The sequence below is a fragment of the Saccharicrinis fermentans DSM 9555 = JCM 21142 genome, assembly GCF_000517085.1.
GTDB lineage: Bacteria > Bacteroidota > Bacteroidia > Bacteroidales > Marinilabiliaceae > Saccharicrinis > Saccharicrinis fermentans.
In genome coordinates this window covers 5,770,011-5,787,523 of record NZ_KI912107.1, presented here as the reverse complement: position 1 = coordinate 5,787,523, position 17,513 = coordinate 5,770,011, and the positions used below count along the sequence as shown (strand labels likewise).

Annotated in this window: 11 protein-coding genes; 4 read left to right on the top strand and 7 right to left on the bottom strand. The window is 38.9% G+C overall.

Translation table 11 applies throughout. The annotated features are described in order from the left end of the window. Window positions 1-23 precede the first annotated feature (23 nt). From CYTFE_RS0123590 to CYTFE_RS0123570, 5 genes are all read right to left on the bottom strand, one after another. Window positions 24-2,564 (bottom strand): beta-mannosidase, encoded by a 2,541-nt coding sequence (locus CYTFE_RS0123590; protein ID WP_027473835.1) that lies wholly within the window; start codon window positions 2,562-2,564, stop codon window positions 24-26. Window positions 2,565-2,690: 126 nt separating this feature from the next. After that, window positions 2,691-4,136 carry an aldehyde dehydrogenase gene (gene aldA, locus CYTFE_RS0123585; RefSeq protein ID WP_027473834.1) on the bottom strand — a complete coding sequence of 482 codons (1,446 nt, stop codon included), beginning with the start codon at window positions 4,134-4,136 and terminating at the stop codon, window positions 2,691-2,693. A gap of 49 nt (window positions 4,137-4,185) precedes the next feature. Continuing rightward, window positions 4,186-4,965, bottom strand: a complete 780-nt coding sequence (locus CYTFE_RS0123580; RefSeq protein WP_044263030.1) for an enoyl-CoA hydratase/isomerase family protein — start codon at window positions 4,963-4,965, stop codon at window positions 4,186-4,188. Between the two features lie 300 nt (window positions 4,966-5,265). Beyond that, the gene (locus CYTFE_RS0123575; RefSeq protein WP_027473832.1) at window positions 5,266-6,486 is read right to left on the bottom strand and encodes a glycoside hydrolase family 117 protein; all 1,221 of its coding nucleotides are present in this window, start codon (window positions 6,484-6,486) and stop codon (window positions 5,266-5,268) included. 258 nt (window positions 6,487-6,744) lie between these two features. Then, the gene (locus tag CYTFE_RS0123570; protein WP_152541823.1) at window positions 6,745-7,002 is read right to left on the bottom strand and encodes a hypothetical protein; all 258 of its coding nucleotides are present in this window, start codon (window positions 7,000-7,002) and stop codon (window positions 6,745-6,747) included. A gap of 299 nt (window positions 7,003-7,301) precedes the next feature. Here CYTFE_RS0123570 and CYTFE_RS0123565 point away from each other — a divergent pair, with 299 nt between their 5' ends. Then, complete coding sequence (locus CYTFE_RS0123565; protein ID WP_027473830.1) at window positions 7,302-7,952, top strand: redox-sensing transcriptional repressor Rex; 651 nt, start codon at window positions 7,302-7,304, stop codon at window positions 7,950-7,952. Window positions 7,953-7,969: 17 nt separating this feature from the next. Here the strand turns inward: CYTFE_RS0123565 and CYTFE_RS0123560 are convergent, their stop codons facing one another. Together CYTFE_RS0123560 and CYTFE_RS0123555 are read right to left on the bottom strand one after the other, a co-directional pair. Then, complete coding sequence (locus CYTFE_RS0123560; protein WP_244880366.1) at window positions 7,970-9,286, bottom strand: sensor histidine kinase; 1,317 nt, start codon at window positions 9,284-9,286, stop codon at window positions 7,970-7,972. Between the two features lie 34 nt (window positions 9,287-9,320). Then, window positions 9,321-10,694 (bottom strand): sigma-54-dependent transcriptional regulator, encoded by a 1,374-nt coding sequence (locus CYTFE_RS0123555; RefSeq protein ID WP_027473828.1) that lies wholly within the window; start codon window positions 10,692-10,694, stop codon window positions 9,321-9,323. 403 nt (window positions 10,695-11,097) lie between these two features. Here CYTFE_RS0123555 and CYTFE_RS0123550 point away from each other — a divergent pair, with 403 nt between their 5' ends. The 3 genes from CYTFE_RS0123550 (at window position 11,098) to secDF (ending at window position 17,418) form a co-directional block, all read left to right on the top strand. After that, window positions 11,098-11,787, top strand: coding sequence for an ABC transporter ATP-binding protein (locus CYTFE_RS0123550; protein ID WP_027473827.1), 690 nt, complete (start codon window positions 11,098-11,100; stop codon window positions 11,785-11,787). Next, window positions 11,778-14,219, top strand: coding sequence for an ABC transporter permease (locus CYTFE_RS0123545; RefSeq protein WP_027473826.1), 2,442 nt, complete (start codon window positions 11,778-11,780; stop codon window positions 14,217-14,219). Before CYTFE_RS0123550 ends, CYTFE_RS0123545 begins: the two co-directional genes overlap by 10 nt. A 196-nt stretch (window positions 14,220-14,415) precedes the next feature. Further along, window positions 14,416-17,418, top strand: a complete 3,003-nt coding sequence (secDF, locus tag CYTFE_RS0123540; protein WP_027473825.1) for a protein translocase subunit SecDF — start codon at window positions 14,416-14,418, stop codon at window positions 17,416-17,418. Window positions 17,419-17,513 lie beyond the last annotated feature (95 nt).

Sequence of the window (17,513 nt, the reverse complement as noted above, 5' to 3'; positions counted from 1 at the left end):
CCATCCAATAAAACTTCACCGAATTAAAACCCAATAGCTCGTGGAGTTTGAGTTTCGCTTTCTAATTTTTTTCCATTTTGTTCAGTAAACTCTTCAAAGAAATGATAGTAAGAACCATAACGGCCGTGAATATTCTCCTGATTAACCCTTTCTGTTTTCCATTCTTTGAATCGAGCGCTGGCTTTTTCTTGGTCACCAATTAAAAAGAAGTAATCATTTTTAGAAATTACCTCTCCTTTTTTGTTGGTCAACTCCAAATAAACAAAGAATTTCTCTTTCACCGATTTCAATACTTTTTCTTGAACAGGGAAAAATAATTTTGCGCTATTCTCTTGTATCACTGCAAGATCAAATTTCTTTTCCGAAAGCACTTTTCCCGCATCATCTCTCATTTGAAATTTTACTGTACAGTCTTTAAACTCCTGGTATAAATCATTGATTACCCATATATTCCCAACAAAAGGCTCTTTGTTATTCCAACGACGTTTTTTAAATTCAAAGTTGACCAATAAGGGCTGATAAGCCTTCTGAACAAAATAATAAGAATTTTTAGGTTTTTGATAATTATCCACGATGCCCCATTTCATATCCGGACAATAGGTAATATAGTGACAAAGAGCAATACCACTTAGGCTGGGTTTATGACGACGAAAATGTTCAATCCCATTTTGAAAGATAATACCTTGAGCATCTTGTGTTGCATTCACAAACTCTTCCAGTGAGCCTTTCATCTCGCTTCCAAAAACATCCCAATTTTGCATACGCAGGCGCGTTAAGTCTGCCCAATGATGTCCCCAACTCAATCCTGGAGGCCACATTTCATTTTCCGGGATAAATTTCTTGAGGCTTTCCACCGAAGGAATAGAGGTAATCGCAAACTCAGGCACAATAGGATAGCCATCACAATGTGTCTGATACCAATCTTCGTGTAACCAGCGTCCCATCTCATAGAAATAACGCAAGGCGTGAACAGCTTCTTTAGGTTTAAAACCAGCCTCTTGCGCCACAGGGTCAGTCATTGGAGAATCTGGCACATAGGGAAGATCTACATAGGCCTGAAGGGAGTCGCCCAATCGTTCCAGGAACTGCCTTCCAAATTGCGGATCACGTGTACGGAACAACATTTCTTCTCCTCCTTCCATCATAATCAACGACGGATGATTACGGCGTTCCTTCACTACTTTAACACCTTCATTAAAGATCTCAGCTAAATTTTCTTCTTCGGTAGGAATATTACCTGTTCCCAGCGGAATCATATCCTGCCAAACGGTCATTCCCATCTCATCACAGTATTGATAAAACTCTGGAATTTCTGGCGGATGCCATCCGAAAATACGAATATTATTCATATTCATTTCTTTGGCCATACGAATAAGCTCTTTATATTCGGCAGGAGAAGTACGTCCTACGAAAATATCCGGCGGACCACCCCAACATGCAGAACGAATAAAATGGAATTTACCATTGATATAAGTTGAGCGAGGAAAAGTAACATCCACGTCTTTTTTAAAACCAGGGTTCCATTTAGAAGTTACTTCACGAATACCAAAAACCGTTTCATGAACATCATGGTTAATATTTCCTTCTTGAATAGAAACATTGGCCACATAAAGATTTTGGTCTCCCAAATCCCAAGGCCACCAAAGCGCTGGTTTTTCCAAATGAATGTTTTTTTCAACCTTCGTAATACCAGGCTTCAGTACCTGAGTAAACTCCACCCTCATCTCCTTCATCTTAAAATTCTTACCATTCAATGAAGCCTGAAAGGTCATTTCTTTTGCTTGATCACTGGTATTTTCTACTTCCAGCTCAAGGTTTACATTTGCCGTACCATTTTTATTTAGCTTCTGATGCGCATACACATCCTTAAACCTCACTTTTCCTGTACGCACCATTTTAACGGGACGCCAAATACCTATGGGAGTAAGATCTCTGGTATAATCACCAAACCAAGGCGTTTTTTTACCAGCCACAAAAGCATTCACTTGCGGTGGTGGATCTAACTTTACCATCAACATATTCCTCCCTTTTTGGGCATCCCAAGGATGGGTGCGAAGGTAGTTGGTCACATCAAATGAAAACTTAGAGAAGACACCTTCATGTTTGCCGAGATAGTGACCATTCAACCATACTTCACAGCTATAGTCCACCCCCTCAAAAAGTATCTCAACAATTTCATCTTGTGGAATTTTCTGCACATCAAATTGAAGCGAGTACCACCATTCATATTGCTGAACCCATTGAGCTTTAACGCTATTACGCCCAAAATAGGGATCCTCTATTACGCCAGCTTTCCATAAATCAGTATATACATCCCCTGGAACCCGGGCATTATTCCAGACCAAGGTTTCAATATCTTCAGAAGGGATTTTATGTAATCCTTTTTTTACACCTTCGCCGGGCAGCATCATTTTAAAGCGCCATTTCATTCCGCTTAAATCACGTACCCGTTGGTTACTTTCTTGCTTTGCAAAGGTGGTATTAGGTTGAGACCATGCTGTTAAAACAAACATACTCATCCATACGACCAGAAAGCATCTCGTAATAGTTGTTATCTTTCGCATTGCATTATCATTTTATAATTACTTGTTATATTTTCTAAATTTGATTGCTGTAAAAAAATGCAGTTTTACAGACGAATTACCCACCGTATAACACTTCGTATAACGTTATCATCACAAGCCACAAGGTCACTCGTAATCCATATAAACAGTTCTCTTTTGCAGGTATTGTTCAATTCCATAAATACCATCTTCGCCGCCTATTCCTGACTTTTTATGCCCCGAATGAAAGCCTTGAATATAACCAACGATTTGCTTATTAATAAAGATGGTTCCAATTTGAAACTCCTGAATAGAGCGCATTATGTTTTTATGATTTTGGGTATACAAATAAGCCGATAGGCTGTCTTCTCTGCTGTTTAGTAGATCCCTAGCTTCTTCAAATCCAGCAACTCGAACAATAGGCAATATAGGACCAAACACTTCCTCTCGGATAGTGGCATGGTTCGGCTGAACATTGGTGAGAACGGTTGGTTCATACCAGTTTCCTCTTTCAAACAAGGCTCCTTCAGGCCTTTTCCCACCTAACACCAGCTCAGCTCCCTGTGCTATATTCTCTTTTACAATACCGTCCATCCTATCCAGTGCACTAGCACTTAAACTAGGTCCCATATCCACATCGGTCATAGGATCTCCCACCCTTATTTTTTTGATACGTGCAATCAATTTATCAGTAAACTCATCAGCCACTTTTTCATGCACAAAAACCATCTCGTTACATATGCATACCTGGCCACAATTAGCATAACGAGAAATTACAGCCGCGTCCACTGCTTTGTCCAGTTCGGCATCATCCATCACCATAAATGGTGCTTTTCCGCCCAGTTCAAGCACTAAACCGGCCACATTTTGCGAAGCAGCTTTATAGATAGCCTGTCCAGCCCTGGTACTTCCTGTCATCGAAACCAACCTAGTGATGGGACTCTCCACCAAATGAGACCCCACCGTATGTCCGTATCCCACAACCATATTAATGACGCCCTTGGGAAACCCTATCTCATGAATAATTCTACAAAATTCAGAAGCCGTCAGCGGCGTAAGCTCAGAAGGTTTAATGACCATAGTATTACCTGTAATAAGTGCAGGTCCTATTTTTCGACCAATCAAAGCCAGTGGATAATTAAAGGCCATCAGGCCTACAGTTACACCATACGGAACTTTATGAATAGACAGTTGCTCATTGGCAACATCCGAAGGAAAGATAGCCCCTTGGATTCTCCTACCCGCTTCGGCAGCGTAGGAAATATACCTGATAGTATCAGCAACCTCCCCATAAGCTTCTGCCAGGGTCTTACCTTGCTCCATTACCAATAGCTTGGCAAATAAGTCCTTTTCCTCCTCCAGCTTATCACATATCTTGTACAGCCACTGTGCACGTTCATAGGCAGGAAGCATTTGCCAGGCAAACTGCGCTTTTTCTGCCGTTTCTAAAGCATGTTGTGTTTCTTCAATGGTACTTACATGTATGGTGGCAAAAATTTCTCCGGTGGCCGGATTCTCCACCTCTATTTTATCCCCTTTACTTTTTTCAATCCATTCGCCATTGATGTAGCAGTTGTAGTTTTTGATTTCCATGTTTTTTAGATCTTAGTCATCAGTTGATATCCACTTTTAAGGTATATGATTATTTGAATTTGGGCACCCTTTTCTCCACAAAAGCGAGGCTTCCCTCCTTCGCATCTTCAGTATCATAAAGAGGTTCTACCAATTCCCCTTCCAGTTTCAGTCCTTCTTCCAAGGTCATTTCAATGCCCTTATTAACAGCCTTCTTTACTGCTATCAGGGCTTGCAGAGGACCCCTCGCCAATTTTTCGGCATACGCTTCCACTTGCTCTAAAAATTCATCCCTACCATAGATATGATTCACCAGTCCAATTTCATATGCCTCCTGAGGCTCCATATGATCTCCTGTCATGAGTAATTCCAATGCTTTACTTTTATCTATAAGCCGAATAAGCCTTTGTGATCCTCCATTGCCGGGCATTAAGCCCAATTTAATTTCTGGTAAACCCATAAAATATTTACCCTCTGATGCCAGCCGAAAATCACAAGCCATGGCCAACTCTAATCCTCCACCTAGAGCGTGTCCATTAATGGCTGCTATAGTTACTTTAGGGCTGTTTGATAATTTATCTGCTACCATTTGTGCATGTTTCACCATCACTTTATTCTCAGCAACTGTATTTGCTTCAAAAACCTTTATATCAGCACCTGCACAAAAGAATTTTTCCAATGCACTTTTTACAACAATTACTTTTATTTCGTCATCTGCATTGGCCTCTTCTAAACAAGCTATCAGTTGCTTGTGAAAGTTGATCTCGTAACAGTTGGCCTTGGGTCTGTTTATTACAATATAACCCACTCTATTTTTCCTCTCTAAGGTAATTACTCTTGCTTGTTTCATGATCCATGACTTTATTAAACCAGTCTTTCTTTTATTTATATTTGATATATGAATCCATTGTTTATATATGAATTACAAATAAATCACTTTTATTTTTGAAAACAAAATTTATATATAAATATTCTTCTTTATCCATATAATGTACAGGTAATTAAGCATAGCAGCGGGGGTATTCGAAACCAAATTAGTGGATTAAAATGGCTAAAAAAAAGCCACATCATGCAAACAAACAATGATGTGGCCTTATCTCTCAGAAATAGCTAAAATGCCCTTCAATACAACTATTGGTTTACATTACCCTTATTCACCTTTTTCACCAATTGCGGTATGATTTTTTACTTTTCTGGAACGGAAACCTCTTATATACTGCCAATCATATGTTTTGTATTCATGCGTTAATCCCCAACGCAGCACTTCTGTTGGATCCTTTTCATTATCTGCCGTTCTATTCAGACCTATGGCATGTGGTGCTCCCTTAATGGCGGCTTTTATGTCAAAGTTAATACCATCCGGTGACCATTGAATGGTATTTCGCTCAGGCCCGTCGGTGGTAATCAAAGAAGCAATACCGCCTTTATAAGGCCAGACACATATTTCATGTCCACTATTACTAATGGGGTTATAGGGAGACTTTACATACGGTCCCTTCGGATTATCGGCAATCGCAACACCATGACGTATTTGACGTCCACCAAAGGTAACCTCCTCACCCATTTGCTCTCCTTTATAGTACAAATAGAATTTTCCTTTATACGGAATAATACAAGGGTCGTGAACCTTATGACTATCAAAATCACCTTTCTTCTTCACTTTAAATCTATTTTGTTCTTCACCCTCCCAGATACCATTATCAGCAGGACTAAGAATTGGCTCTTTAGATTTGATCCAAGGTCCATCCGGACTATCAGCCCAAGCCAGGCCAACTTGATTTTTAACACGCACATTGTAAGGAGACTTGACTGTTTGGTAACACAAATAGTACTTTCCATCCCACTTCATAATTTCCACCGTAAAAACAGATCGGTCATCATAAGCGCCTTTTTCACCTCTTAAAACAGCGGGGCCTTCTTCTTTCCATGTGATTCCATCTTCGGAGGTCGCATACCAAATATCACATCTATCCCAGGGGAACACCTTATCTTTTTCAATATCACCACCAAAGCCATCCGTTTTTCCTGTACTTCTGGTATACCAAACGTAATACTTTCCATTTTCTTTGATCATTGCACTGGGATCACGTCTAACAACACCCTCTTCATAAGCAAAATCACCTTTCAAGTCGTACACCTCAAATTCAATATACCATTCATTACCCAAGTCGGGCCATTGCAATGCTCTTTTGGAAGCAGCGCTCAAATATTTTCGATGGGTAATACCCAACTTATCCATCTGCGCATCTGTGACCTCCACATCACTCGAAGATTCATCCTTTGTATCACTACTTTCGGTATTCACACATGACACCAACACCATTGTCATGGTCATGGTCATGCATACCATAGATTTAATTCGCTTCATCATATTTTTTCAGGTTAACAATTTACAATTATCTAAAAACAAATATAAATGAACGAACAAACCTTAAGGAGCTGTAAAACCAAATGGATATACGGGGCATATGAAAACGAACAGGGTAATCGATAACCCAAGGAGTGGTAAATGATAACCAAGGTCAATTACGAACCCTGGGTCTGAATAGAGCGCTAATATATCAGGTATAAAATTTCATAAAACGATGCCCCTAGTCCGACCGAAAATAATTACATTCTCAAAACACTTCTACACGATACAGGAGAGCAGTTCCTTCTCCACTTCCTTCGACTTCTCTTCCCCCAGCAAACACCTTACGTGTCCACACAAATTCCTCACCGCTTCCCGCTGTTCCTTTTCAGTCCCCGCAAGTAAATTAAAATAAGACATCACTATAGAGTCCGGAAATTCCACATCTCCATATTGACCCCACTCTACCAAATATCTCACAGCAATTTTCTCTGCTTTTGTAAAATCTCCCATAACATACTGTTTTGATTTCGACAAAATGATAGTCAAACCACATGCCAAAAAGCACAACTTCTAGCCTCACAATAAATGATACATACCAGAGACCGCTATTAATAGGGTACACACAATGAATTATTCAAGAGTCCCAAAAATATTTAAACCACTATGCAGAACGCTTTTAAATATATATTTTTGAGCCCAAGAATATATTTTTATATTATACAACATTTTCTTTAATAGAAAACTTACCTACTTTTGAAACTTGAATTTGAAGGTTAAACCCACAAGTTAAATCACCATAAACAAGTTAGTAAAAAGCAAGCATCATACATACAATGGCAGTAGTAGGCAGAAAAAAAGAAGGATTAGTACCAGAACCATCGTTACGCAGGTTACCTGTTTATTTGGCTTATCTAAAACTTGCCAAAAGAAGAAATCAGGAATTTGTATCATCAACCCATATAGCCAGAGATATGGGGGTTGATCCGACACAGGTAACAAAAGATTTATCCTATACCAGCATTGTTGGCAAAACAAGAGTGGGATATGAAGTAAACACCCTAATAGATGTATTAGAAGATTTTTTAGGTTTCCGTTCTTTAGACGAGGCTTACTTATTTGGTGCGGGCAGCCTTGGCAACGCATTACTTCATGACCACGGATTAGAGCAATACGGATTAAGAATAGTAGCTGCCTTTGACGTGGATCCTAAAATCATAGGCAGGGAGATTGAAGGAGTACCCATTTACCATATGGATGAATTTGAAAAAATGCAGGATCGAAATGTAAAAGTAGGCATACTGACTGTCCCCGCAGAATTTGCACAAAATGTAGCTCAAACTATGGCTACCGGGGGCATCAAGGGTATTTGGAATTTTACTCCCATCCGTATTCACTTGGATGAAAATGTTGTAATACAGGACACCTCATTATACGCCCACCTAGCAGTGATGTTTAACCGCATGCAAAACATCACCCCATCGTAAAATTGTATTAAGTATAATTAAAAAGTTAGGGTAAACTTTGTTTCTTTTTCGGGTTCCGAATAGGCATTAATCGTTCCGCCATGCAACCTTAATATTTGGCGAGACAAACTCAGCCCTATCCCGGAACCCTGCGGCTTGGTGGTGAAAAACGGGATAAAAACCCGATCCAAAACATTGGGTAAAATTCCCGGTCCATTATCCACTACCTGCATCACAATACGGCCTCGACTATTCATATAAGCATTAAGTCGGATACAAGCATCTTCTCTTCCTGTCACAGCATGAATCGCATTCTTTACTAGATTAATGATGACCTGTTCAATCAAATGTTCATCCGCAGATAACTCCATAGATTCAGGCTCAATTCTTATATCACACCGTATATTCTTACTTTTTATTTCCTCCTCAAAAAGATGATTAATATTACTAAACAATTGTCGCACCCTAAAAATGGAAAAATTTGGATTCGGTATTTTGGTTAAATTCCGATAAGTATTCACAAAATGAAGCAGACCATCCGTTCGCTTATGTATGGTTTTCAAAGCAGTTTCCACTTCTTCCAGAGTATCGACCTCATCCGTCCCAACACCTTGCGCACGAAGATTCTCCATAAGATCTTTTATAATCAATGTTACGGTAGACGACAAAGAAGAAATAGGTGTGATGGAATTCATTATTTCGTGAGTAAGCACACGTATGAGTTTCTGCCACGACTCCATTTCTTTTTCTTCCAGTTCTTGTTGAATGTTCTTAATCGAAACCAGCGTAATGGTACGATTGTGAATTCTAAACTCCGTGGCATATATCACCAACTGAAGCAGATTATCTTTCTCCTGTACTTTAATCAAGGTATTCTCTCCATGCTTAATACTAAACAGTTTCTCCACCATCTCCTGACTAAAACTATTTAAAGCTTGCACATTGCTTAGGTTACGTACCTGAAACAATTTTTTGGTAGCATTATTAATCAGCTCCACTTTCCCGTCTTTTTGAAAAGCAATCAGGGCTATACCAATATGCTGAATAACGGTTTGTAAGTAATAAAAATTCTCCTCCTTCTCGGCCCTCACTTCCTGAAAGTCCTTAATTACCTCATTAAAAGAATTCTTTAATTTTTCAAAGGACGACCCCTCCCCTTCCACATGAAACGTTCTGGTAAAATCAGAATAACGGATCGATTCCAAAAAATTATTTAAAATGCGATTGGTTCTATCTATATAATGGATAAAAGCAAAAATCTGAATCCCAATAAATCCACCAATCAAAAACAAGGTCATGGTAAGATCTGTATTATAGATAAGGTAGAACAACAAAAAAATCGATGCCGTCAACACCACTGTTCTTATGACAAAATTTACCCTGAAATTTTTATAAACCATACTTCTCCATTCTTCTGTAAAGCGATGTTCGTGTGAGACCCAGTTCTGATGCAGCCTTAGAAATATTCCCACTGTTCATACGTAGTACCTTTTCAATAATAGAACGTTCTACTTCATCCAGGTTATACGAAGCCAGCTCAATACCGTCCGAAGAAGACTTAGGAGGACTCAACTGCAAATCATCTTCACTCAATACCGGTCCTTCACTCAATATAACAGCCCTCTCCAATACGTGCTGAAACTCTCTCACATTGCCCGGCCATTGATAATGCAGCATTTTATTCAATGCACTTTTACCTACACGGGCTGTTTTCTTATATTTTTTAGAAAATATATTCAAAAAATGTTCTGCCAATACCGGAATATCTTCTGGTCTCTCGCGCAATGGCGGCAACTCAATCTCCACTGTATTTAAGCGATAAAGTAAGTCCATCCTAAACTCATCCTGACCGGCCATATCTTTTAATGGCATATTGGTAGCACTAATCAATCTGATATCAATAGGCTTTGGTTTATTAGCACCTACACGTGTTACCTCTCTTCGTTCCAGAACGGTCAATAACTTAGCCTGAAAAGGTAAAGAAAGATTTCCTATCTCATCCAAAAAAATGGTTCCTTGCTCAGCCAACTCAAAACGTCCGGGTCGATCAGCCTTTGCATCAGTAAATGCACCTTTAACATGTCCAAACAGCTCACTTTCAAAAAGCGTCTCACTCAAGGCCCCCAGATCCACACTGATAAAAGCCTCCTTATTTCTTACAGAATTCCTATGCAGTGCCCTGGCCACCAATTCCTTACCCGTGCCATTCTCTCCTAATATAAGCACATTAGCATCCGTTTGCGCCACTTTTTTAATTGTATTAAAAACCTTTTGCATAGCAGGAGACACTCCAATAAAATCAGCAAATGGCTGATCCATTATACTTTGCATCTCATGTTGCTTCTCTTTTAAGTCGTGAACCTCATTACGTGATTGTCGGAGTTTCACCGCCGATGATATGGTGGCCAATATTTTCTCATTCTGCCAAGGTTTTAAAATAAAGTCTGTGGCTCCTGCTTTAATAGCTTTCACTGATTTTTCAACATCTCCATAAGCAGTAATAAACAATACTACAGCAGCTGGATCGATATCTAATATTTTTTGAAGATACTGAAAGCCTTCCTGACCACTAATGGCATCCTTGGTGAAATTCATATCCAGAAGAATCACATCAAAAGTTTCGCTCTTCAGGATATTCTCAATATTAGCAGGATTACTCTCCGTTTTAACAACTTCGACATGTGATTTAAGTAGCAATTTTAATGCAAACAGTATATCCTCATTGTCATCTACAGCTAAAATTCTTCCGTTTTTCTTTTGCATCAATTTTTAGTTTTGGTTCTCATAAAGATATATATTTTCAGCTAAATGTTCAAAATCGTACGCTTTTTATTCAACGCCATGAATTCAGCCTGAAAAATACATTAGGAAGTCCTAATGCATCATTCGGACTCAAAAAGAATGCCGAAGGTGTAATATACTTGATTATAAGCCCTTAACACTGCTGGCATAAAAAATGATACGAATAATTAATTAAATAGTTAGATTGTTGCATGAAATAAAAGTTGGGGCCAGCATTCAATAACCACATACACAGTCAGATAGAACAATAAGCATCGTAAAATTAAGTTCATATTTAATGCATAAAGATGCCTTTTTACGTTCGCACACCGTACGATATCGAACAGATACTGTATCGAAACCGTACACTTATATGAAATAATTTATGTTACAAGCGATAGAAATATCAAAAGAATATAGAAAAGGACAAATTACGACGACGGTATTAAGCAATATCAACATAGAGATTAATGCCGGAGAGTACTTGATGGTGCTAGGTCCGTCCGGATCAGGAAAAACAACACTACTAAATATTTTAGGTTTTTTAGACAAACCCACCAAAGGGAGTCTTCATTTTAAGGGGCAGGACATTTGCCACCTAAGTGACAAAGAAAGATTAGCCTTACGCAGGCAAGAGATTGGTTATGTATTTAAGGAAGCCAATCTAATAGATGAACTAACCGTTTCCGAAAACATTGAATTACCTCTTTTATACCAAAAGATAAAAAAGAGAGCACGAACAGAACGGGTTAAAATATTGCTCGGTGAGATGAACTTATTGCACCGAAAAAAGAACTATCCCCATGAACTATCGGCATTAGAACAACAAAAGGTGGCCATAGCAAGAGCCATGGTGATTCGTCCATCCGTGATTTTTGCCGATGAGCCTACAGGAGATCTCAACTCAGCAGACGGCAGTGAAATTTTAGATGTATTGGGAAAAATTAATGACAATGGCACAGCACTCATCCTATTCACGCATGCAAAATCAATCATAGGAAGAGCCCAAAAACTCGTTCAGTTATTCGATGGACATTTGCTGTTGGACAATGTAATAAAACAAGAATGGAACTAATCATCAACTATATAAAAGTAGCCATTCGATCACTTTTCAAGAACCGATCAGATGCTATTTTAAATGTAATGGGCTTGTCCATTGGCATCACCATCAGCATACTTGTATTAATGTATGTTCGTTACGAACTCACCTACGACAAAACATACACATCAAACAACCGAACATACAGGGTAATTACAAAGGGTAATATTGGAGGAAATCCCTTTAGCAATGCCATGACACCTGAGCCGCTATCCGGATTTCTTCGGGAGGAATTTCCAGCAATAGAAAGCGCTGTAAAATTAGTAAGGGGAACCAACAAATTGGTCTCCTACAAGGAAAAAAAATTTAACGAAGACAATTTTTTTTACGCAGACACAGGTTTCTTTTCTGTGTTTAACATTCCTATTATAAAAGGAGACACCCAAAACCTTTTAAACGAAGACGATGACATCATTATCACCACTCCCATTGCCAAAAAATATTTTGGAAATGAAGACCCCATAGGTAAGCTATTAAAACTTGACAATGGTTTGCAATTTTACGTATCAGGCGTTTGCAGGCCACAACCCGCCAACTCCCATTTTCATTTCGATTTTATAGCCTCTCAGCAATCTATCAAGCAACTATACCAAGCACAAAACGAAGGCTACCAGCAGGAACAGCCCAATTGGTTAAGAATAAATTGGTACACCTACTTTGTGATCCGCAAAAACCAAGACATTAACACGCTCGAGCAACAGATACAAAAAGAACTGCACAAGAAGGTACAGCAACAGGTGGCCGATCACATGGAAAAGAACGACAGCATTGTACATACAATCAGGTCGCTTTCTTTCCACCTCCAGCCCATAGAAAGCATCCATTTACACTCTAATCTAGACGATGAGTTAGAAGCCAATTCCAAATTCATCTACGTTGCTTTATTTCTATCACTGGCCATATTTGTGTTACTGATCACTTGTATCAATTTCATGAATTTAACAACTGCCAGAGCCTCCATACGCATCAAAGAAATAGGCGTTCGCAAATTAGTGGGAGTCAACCGCAAATCGCTTATGACGCAATTTATGGTAGAGGCCATTACATATAGTTTTGTAGCCCTGTTTATGGGCTTAGTCATGGTGGAACTATTGTTACCGGCATTTAATTCCTTATTCAAACTACACTTAAGCTTAAATTGGCGAGAAGGGCGTATCGATCTGCTATACGTCATCTTACTCACGTTTTTCATAGGTATTCTTTCGGGTATTTATCCAGCTATTTCCTTCTCTCGACTAAAGGAAGCCTCTATTTTTAAAGATGGATTTAAACCCAAAAAAAAGGGCGTAATAGTACGCGGCGCTTTGGCTGCAGCTCAAATGACTGTCACAACCTTCCTGATTATTCTTTGTTTGTCAATGATATGGCAAATTCAATACTTGAAAAAGAAAGACCTGGGCTTCGACAGCAACAACATTGTAGTGGTAGAACGAGGATATTCCATCGGTAAAAAATTCGACCAATTTAAAGAACAAATCAAATCCATCCCCAAGGTACAAGAAGTATCGGCATGTGCGGTGTTACCCGGCAAAAAAGCTTCTCTTAATTCCATTAGATACACGAGCAAAAACGGCGATAAACTTGTATTAATCCCTCTAAATTACGTTGAAAAAGACTTCTTTAAAACTCTCGACATCAAACTAGAAGCCGGTTCCATATGGTATAACACAGATAACCATACTTCTGAACTTGTCATCAACAAAAAGGCACAGGAGTTTTTGCATATGAACAAGCCCCTGGGGCAGCGGATGACAATAATCAGCAATGATCCCCATGAATCATCCATTAAAGGAGTGGTGAAAAACTTTCATTTTGAACCCGTTCAATTCCCCATCAGACCATTGGTGCTAAAAAATTTTTCTAAAAATGATTATTACGACAATCTTCTTATCAAGGTAAATGCCAAAGAAGACATAAAACAGGTCATTCAACAAATAAACTTACAATGGAACAAATTTACAGATAACGACCCCTTTGAGTATAAAATGCTCAACAGTGTATTATCCGATAACCTGAAAGAAGAAACCCTTGTTTTAAAAATATCACTGGTCTTTATGCTTTTATCAATGTTGGTAGCTTGGTTGGGACTCAGGGCTTTCTCGGTATATATATGCGAAATGAAAGATAAAGAATTCAGAACAAGAAAAATGATAGGCGCCTATCCTAAACAGATATTATGGGAACTATTTATGTCAATCAGTCAATATATACTACCTGGCATTCTCCTTGCTATACCCGTATCCTTTTTTGTGGTTACACTATGGCTCAATGGCTTTGCCTACTATAGCCGCATGCCATTATTCTTTATGATGGTAACATCACTCATGGTCTGGGTCATGTGCTTTGTACTTGTGCTGGCACATTCGAGCAAAAACGTTCACGCAAGTCCGGTAGATATGGAATCATAAAGAAGGTATGCATCCATCTATTAGCATCAGGCATGCTGACGAACATATATTCTCCATTAATTTAGAACAAATCAAATCTAAATAAATAGGCTTATAATATATCAGGAGGTATTTCTAAAAAAAAACAATATATTTGCGCAATTCTAGTGAATAGAATCAAATTTAATACTACAATACAAATAAATCTTAAGTACAGATGCAAAACAAAGGAGCAATCAGGGTTTTTGCCATCCTTCTGGCTTTGGTAAGCTTATATCAGTTGATATTTACCTATCAAACCAGACAGGTGGAAAATGAGGCAAAAGAAATTGCATTGGGCGATCCGCAAGCAGAAATCAATTATCTGGATTCAATTGCTAACGAACCAGTATACAATTTCTTAGGATTAAGGAAATACACTTACAAAGAGTGTAAAGAAAAGGAAATCAACTTTGGTCTTGACCTTAAAGGGGGTATGAACCTTATCCTTGAGGTAAAAGTGGCCGATATCCTAAAAGCCCTTTCCAATTACAACACAGACCCTACATTTAACGAGGCTTTACAAATAGCTGAACAAAAGGAAAAAACAACATCGCAAGATTTTATCACACTATTTTATAGTGCGTTTAAAGAGTTAGATAGCGAAGCACGATTAGCAGCCATCTTCAACACTGTTGAACTAAAGGGCAGGATCGACTATAACACTTCCAATGAAGATGTTATCAAGGTGATCAGAGAAGAAGCGTCCAGTGCTATCGACAATGCCTTTAATATTCTACGCACACGTATTGACCGTTTTGGTGTAACACAACCTAACATACAACAACTTGAAAAAGCAGGTCGTGTGTTGGTTGAGCTTCCCGGAGTTAAGGATCCTCAAAGGGTTCGTAAACTATTACAAGGAACAGCAAGTCTGGAATTCTGGCAGACCTATGAAATTAGTGAATTGGTTCAGAACTTGATTAATGCCAATCAAAAAGTCATTGAAATAGAAACAGCAAAGGCTGAACTGGAAAAAGCAAACCAAGTAAGTTCAACACCACAGGAAACAGAGGCTGTTAAACCTGCAGAAGATACTACCAGCGATCTATTGAGCCAGTTGGATGCTGACAGCACTCAAGTTGACTCATTGGCTGCTCAAGAGATGAGCAGGTCACTTTTTAGCGTTCTTACGCCCAATCAACGTCAACAAGGACCACTTGTTGGTTATTCCTTGGCCAAAGATACATCAAAGGTAAATGCCTACTTACAAAACGAACACGTACGTGCTTTATTTCCAAAGAATGTGAAATTTATGTGGGGAGTAAAACCACTTCCTAAAAGAAAACTAGCCGACGGAACAACCAGCAAAGAGGAGATTTATGAGCTCTTAGCAATAAAGGTATCAAGTCAAGACGGCCGTCCTCCTTTGGAAGGCGATGTGGTGACCAGTGCTCGTGCCGAAACAGGGCAACGCGGAGACTATGAAATCAGCATGGGTATGAACACCGAAGGTGCCAACGTATGGGCTCGACTTACCAAAGAAAACATAGGCAAATCAATAGCTATTGTTTTAGATGGTTACGTATATAGTTACCCTACCGTAAACGTAGAAATTAAAGGTGGTAGAAGTTCCATAACCGGAAACTTCACTCCCGAAGAAGCAAAAGACCTTGCCAACATATTAAAATCAGGTAAACTTCCTGCACCAGCGCGTATTGTAGAGGATACTGTAGTAGGACCTTCTTTGGGAGCTGAGGCTGTTAGTTCCGGCCTTTCATCGTTCCTATGGGCATTCCTTGCCGTGTTATTATACATGATTTTCTTCTATGGTTTCAAAGCCGGATTGGTATCTGACCTTGCGCTATTGGCGAACATGTTCTTCATCATGGGTGTGCTAGCCTCCTTTGGTGCGGTGTTGACACTACCAGGTATAGCAGGTATTGTACTAACCATTGGTATGTCGGTAGATGCCAACGTACTTATTTACGAACGTATCCGTGAGGAAATGTCGGCTGGTAAGGGTGTTCGTCTGGCAATCACAGATGGTTATAAAAACGCATTCTCAGCAATTATTGACTCCAACATAACCACCTTTTTAACAGGTATCATTCTATTTATTTTTGGTACAGGCCCAATTAAAGGTTTTGCAACTACACTAATGATTGGTATTGCTACATCCTTCTTCTCGGCCATCTTTATCACGCGCTTAACCTATGAATGGTTATTGGGTAAAAAGATTGACGTTAAATTCGGCACCAAGCTAACCAATGGATTCATGAAGAATACCAAAGTTAAATTCTTGGAGAAAAAGAAAGCATTCTTTGTTATTTCCGGAGTTGTTATTCTGGCTAGTATTGCCTCACTAGCTATGCATGGACTCAAATTAGGTATCGACTTCTCTGGAGGACGTACTTATGTGGTTCGCTTTGATGAAAATGTTTCTGCATCAGATATTCAAAAGTCATTGGCAGTAGAATTTGAAGGAGCTCACGTTGAAGTAAAAACTTTTGGTGGTGAAAATCAAGTAAGAATTGCTACTAACTTTATGATTGAAGAGAATGGAACGGAAGTAGACAATACCATCGAAGAAAAACTCTTTAATGGATTAAAAACTACTTTAGGCGCCGATGTAACTTTTGAAGCGTTCATCAATGATTACCGTATGAGTTCACAAAAGGTGGGACCAACCATTGCTACTGATATTAAAACAAAAGCATATAGTGCAATTGCATTCTCACTTCTTGTAATCTTCTTATATATACTTATCCGTTTCCGCAACTGGGAATATGGCTTAGGAGCCTTGATTGCCTTGATGCATGATGTGATTGTTGTACTGGGCGTATTCTCTATGCTATACAGCATCGTACCATTTAGTCTTGAAATTGACCAGGCCTTTATTGCGGCCATATTGACGGTAATTGGATACTCAATCAATGATACCGTGGTTGTATTTGACCGTATCAGAGAATATTTAGGATTGCATCCTAAACGCGATAAGGTAGAAGTAGTCGATTCAGCTCTTAACTCCACAATTAGTCGTACCATCAATACATCGTTAACTACTTTTGTAGTATTATTGGTGATCTTCTTATTTGGAGGTGAAGTAATTCAAGGTTTTGTTTTTGCATTGATGCTAGGTGTTGTTGTTGGTACCTACTCTTCATTGTTCATCGCAACTCCTGTTGCTTTTTCTGTTATTGACGCTAGAAATAAAAAGAACCTGAAAGCTAAGAAATAAGCTTCCATTAACTTATAATACTTGCACCCTTTAAACCTTTATGTTTAAAGGGTGTTTTGTTTTTATTATCTTTGGGCTAATTAAATACACAAAAA

Coding starts and splice junctions, on each gene's coding strand:
- CYTFE_RS0123590 (WP_027473835.1), bottom strand. CDS start 2,564: ATGCGAAAGATAACAACTATTACGAGATGCTTTCTGGTCGTATGGATG.
- aldA (WP_027473834.1), bottom strand. CDS start 4,136: ATGGAAATCAAAAACTACAACTGCTACATCAATGGCGAATGGATTGAA.
- CYTFE_RS0123580 (WP_044263030.1), bottom strand. CDS start 4,965: ATGAAACAAGCAAGAGTAATTACCTTAGAGAGGAAAAATAGAGTGGGT.
- CYTFE_RS0123575 (WP_027473832.1), bottom strand. CDS start 6,486: ATGATGAAGCGAATTAAATCTATGGTATGCATGACCATGACCATGACA.
- CYTFE_RS0123565 (WP_027473830.1), top strand. CDS start 7,302: ATGGCAGTAGTAGGCAGAAAAAAAGAAGGATTAGTACCAGAACCATCG.
- CYTFE_RS0123555 (WP_027473828.1), bottom strand. CDS start 10,694: ATGCAAAAGAAAAACGGAAGAATTTTAGCTGTAGATGACAATGAGGAT.
- CYTFE_RS0123550 (WP_027473827.1), top strand. CDS start 11,098: ATGTTACAAGCGATAGAAATATCAAAAGAATATAGAAAAGGACAAATT.
- CYTFE_RS0123545 (WP_027473826.1), top strand. CDS start 11,778: ATGGAACTAATCATCAACTATATAAAAGTAGCCATTCGATCACTTTTC.
- secDF (WP_027473825.1), top strand. CDS start 14,416: ATGCAAAACAAAGGAGCAATCAGGGTTTTTGCCATCCTTCTGGCTTTG.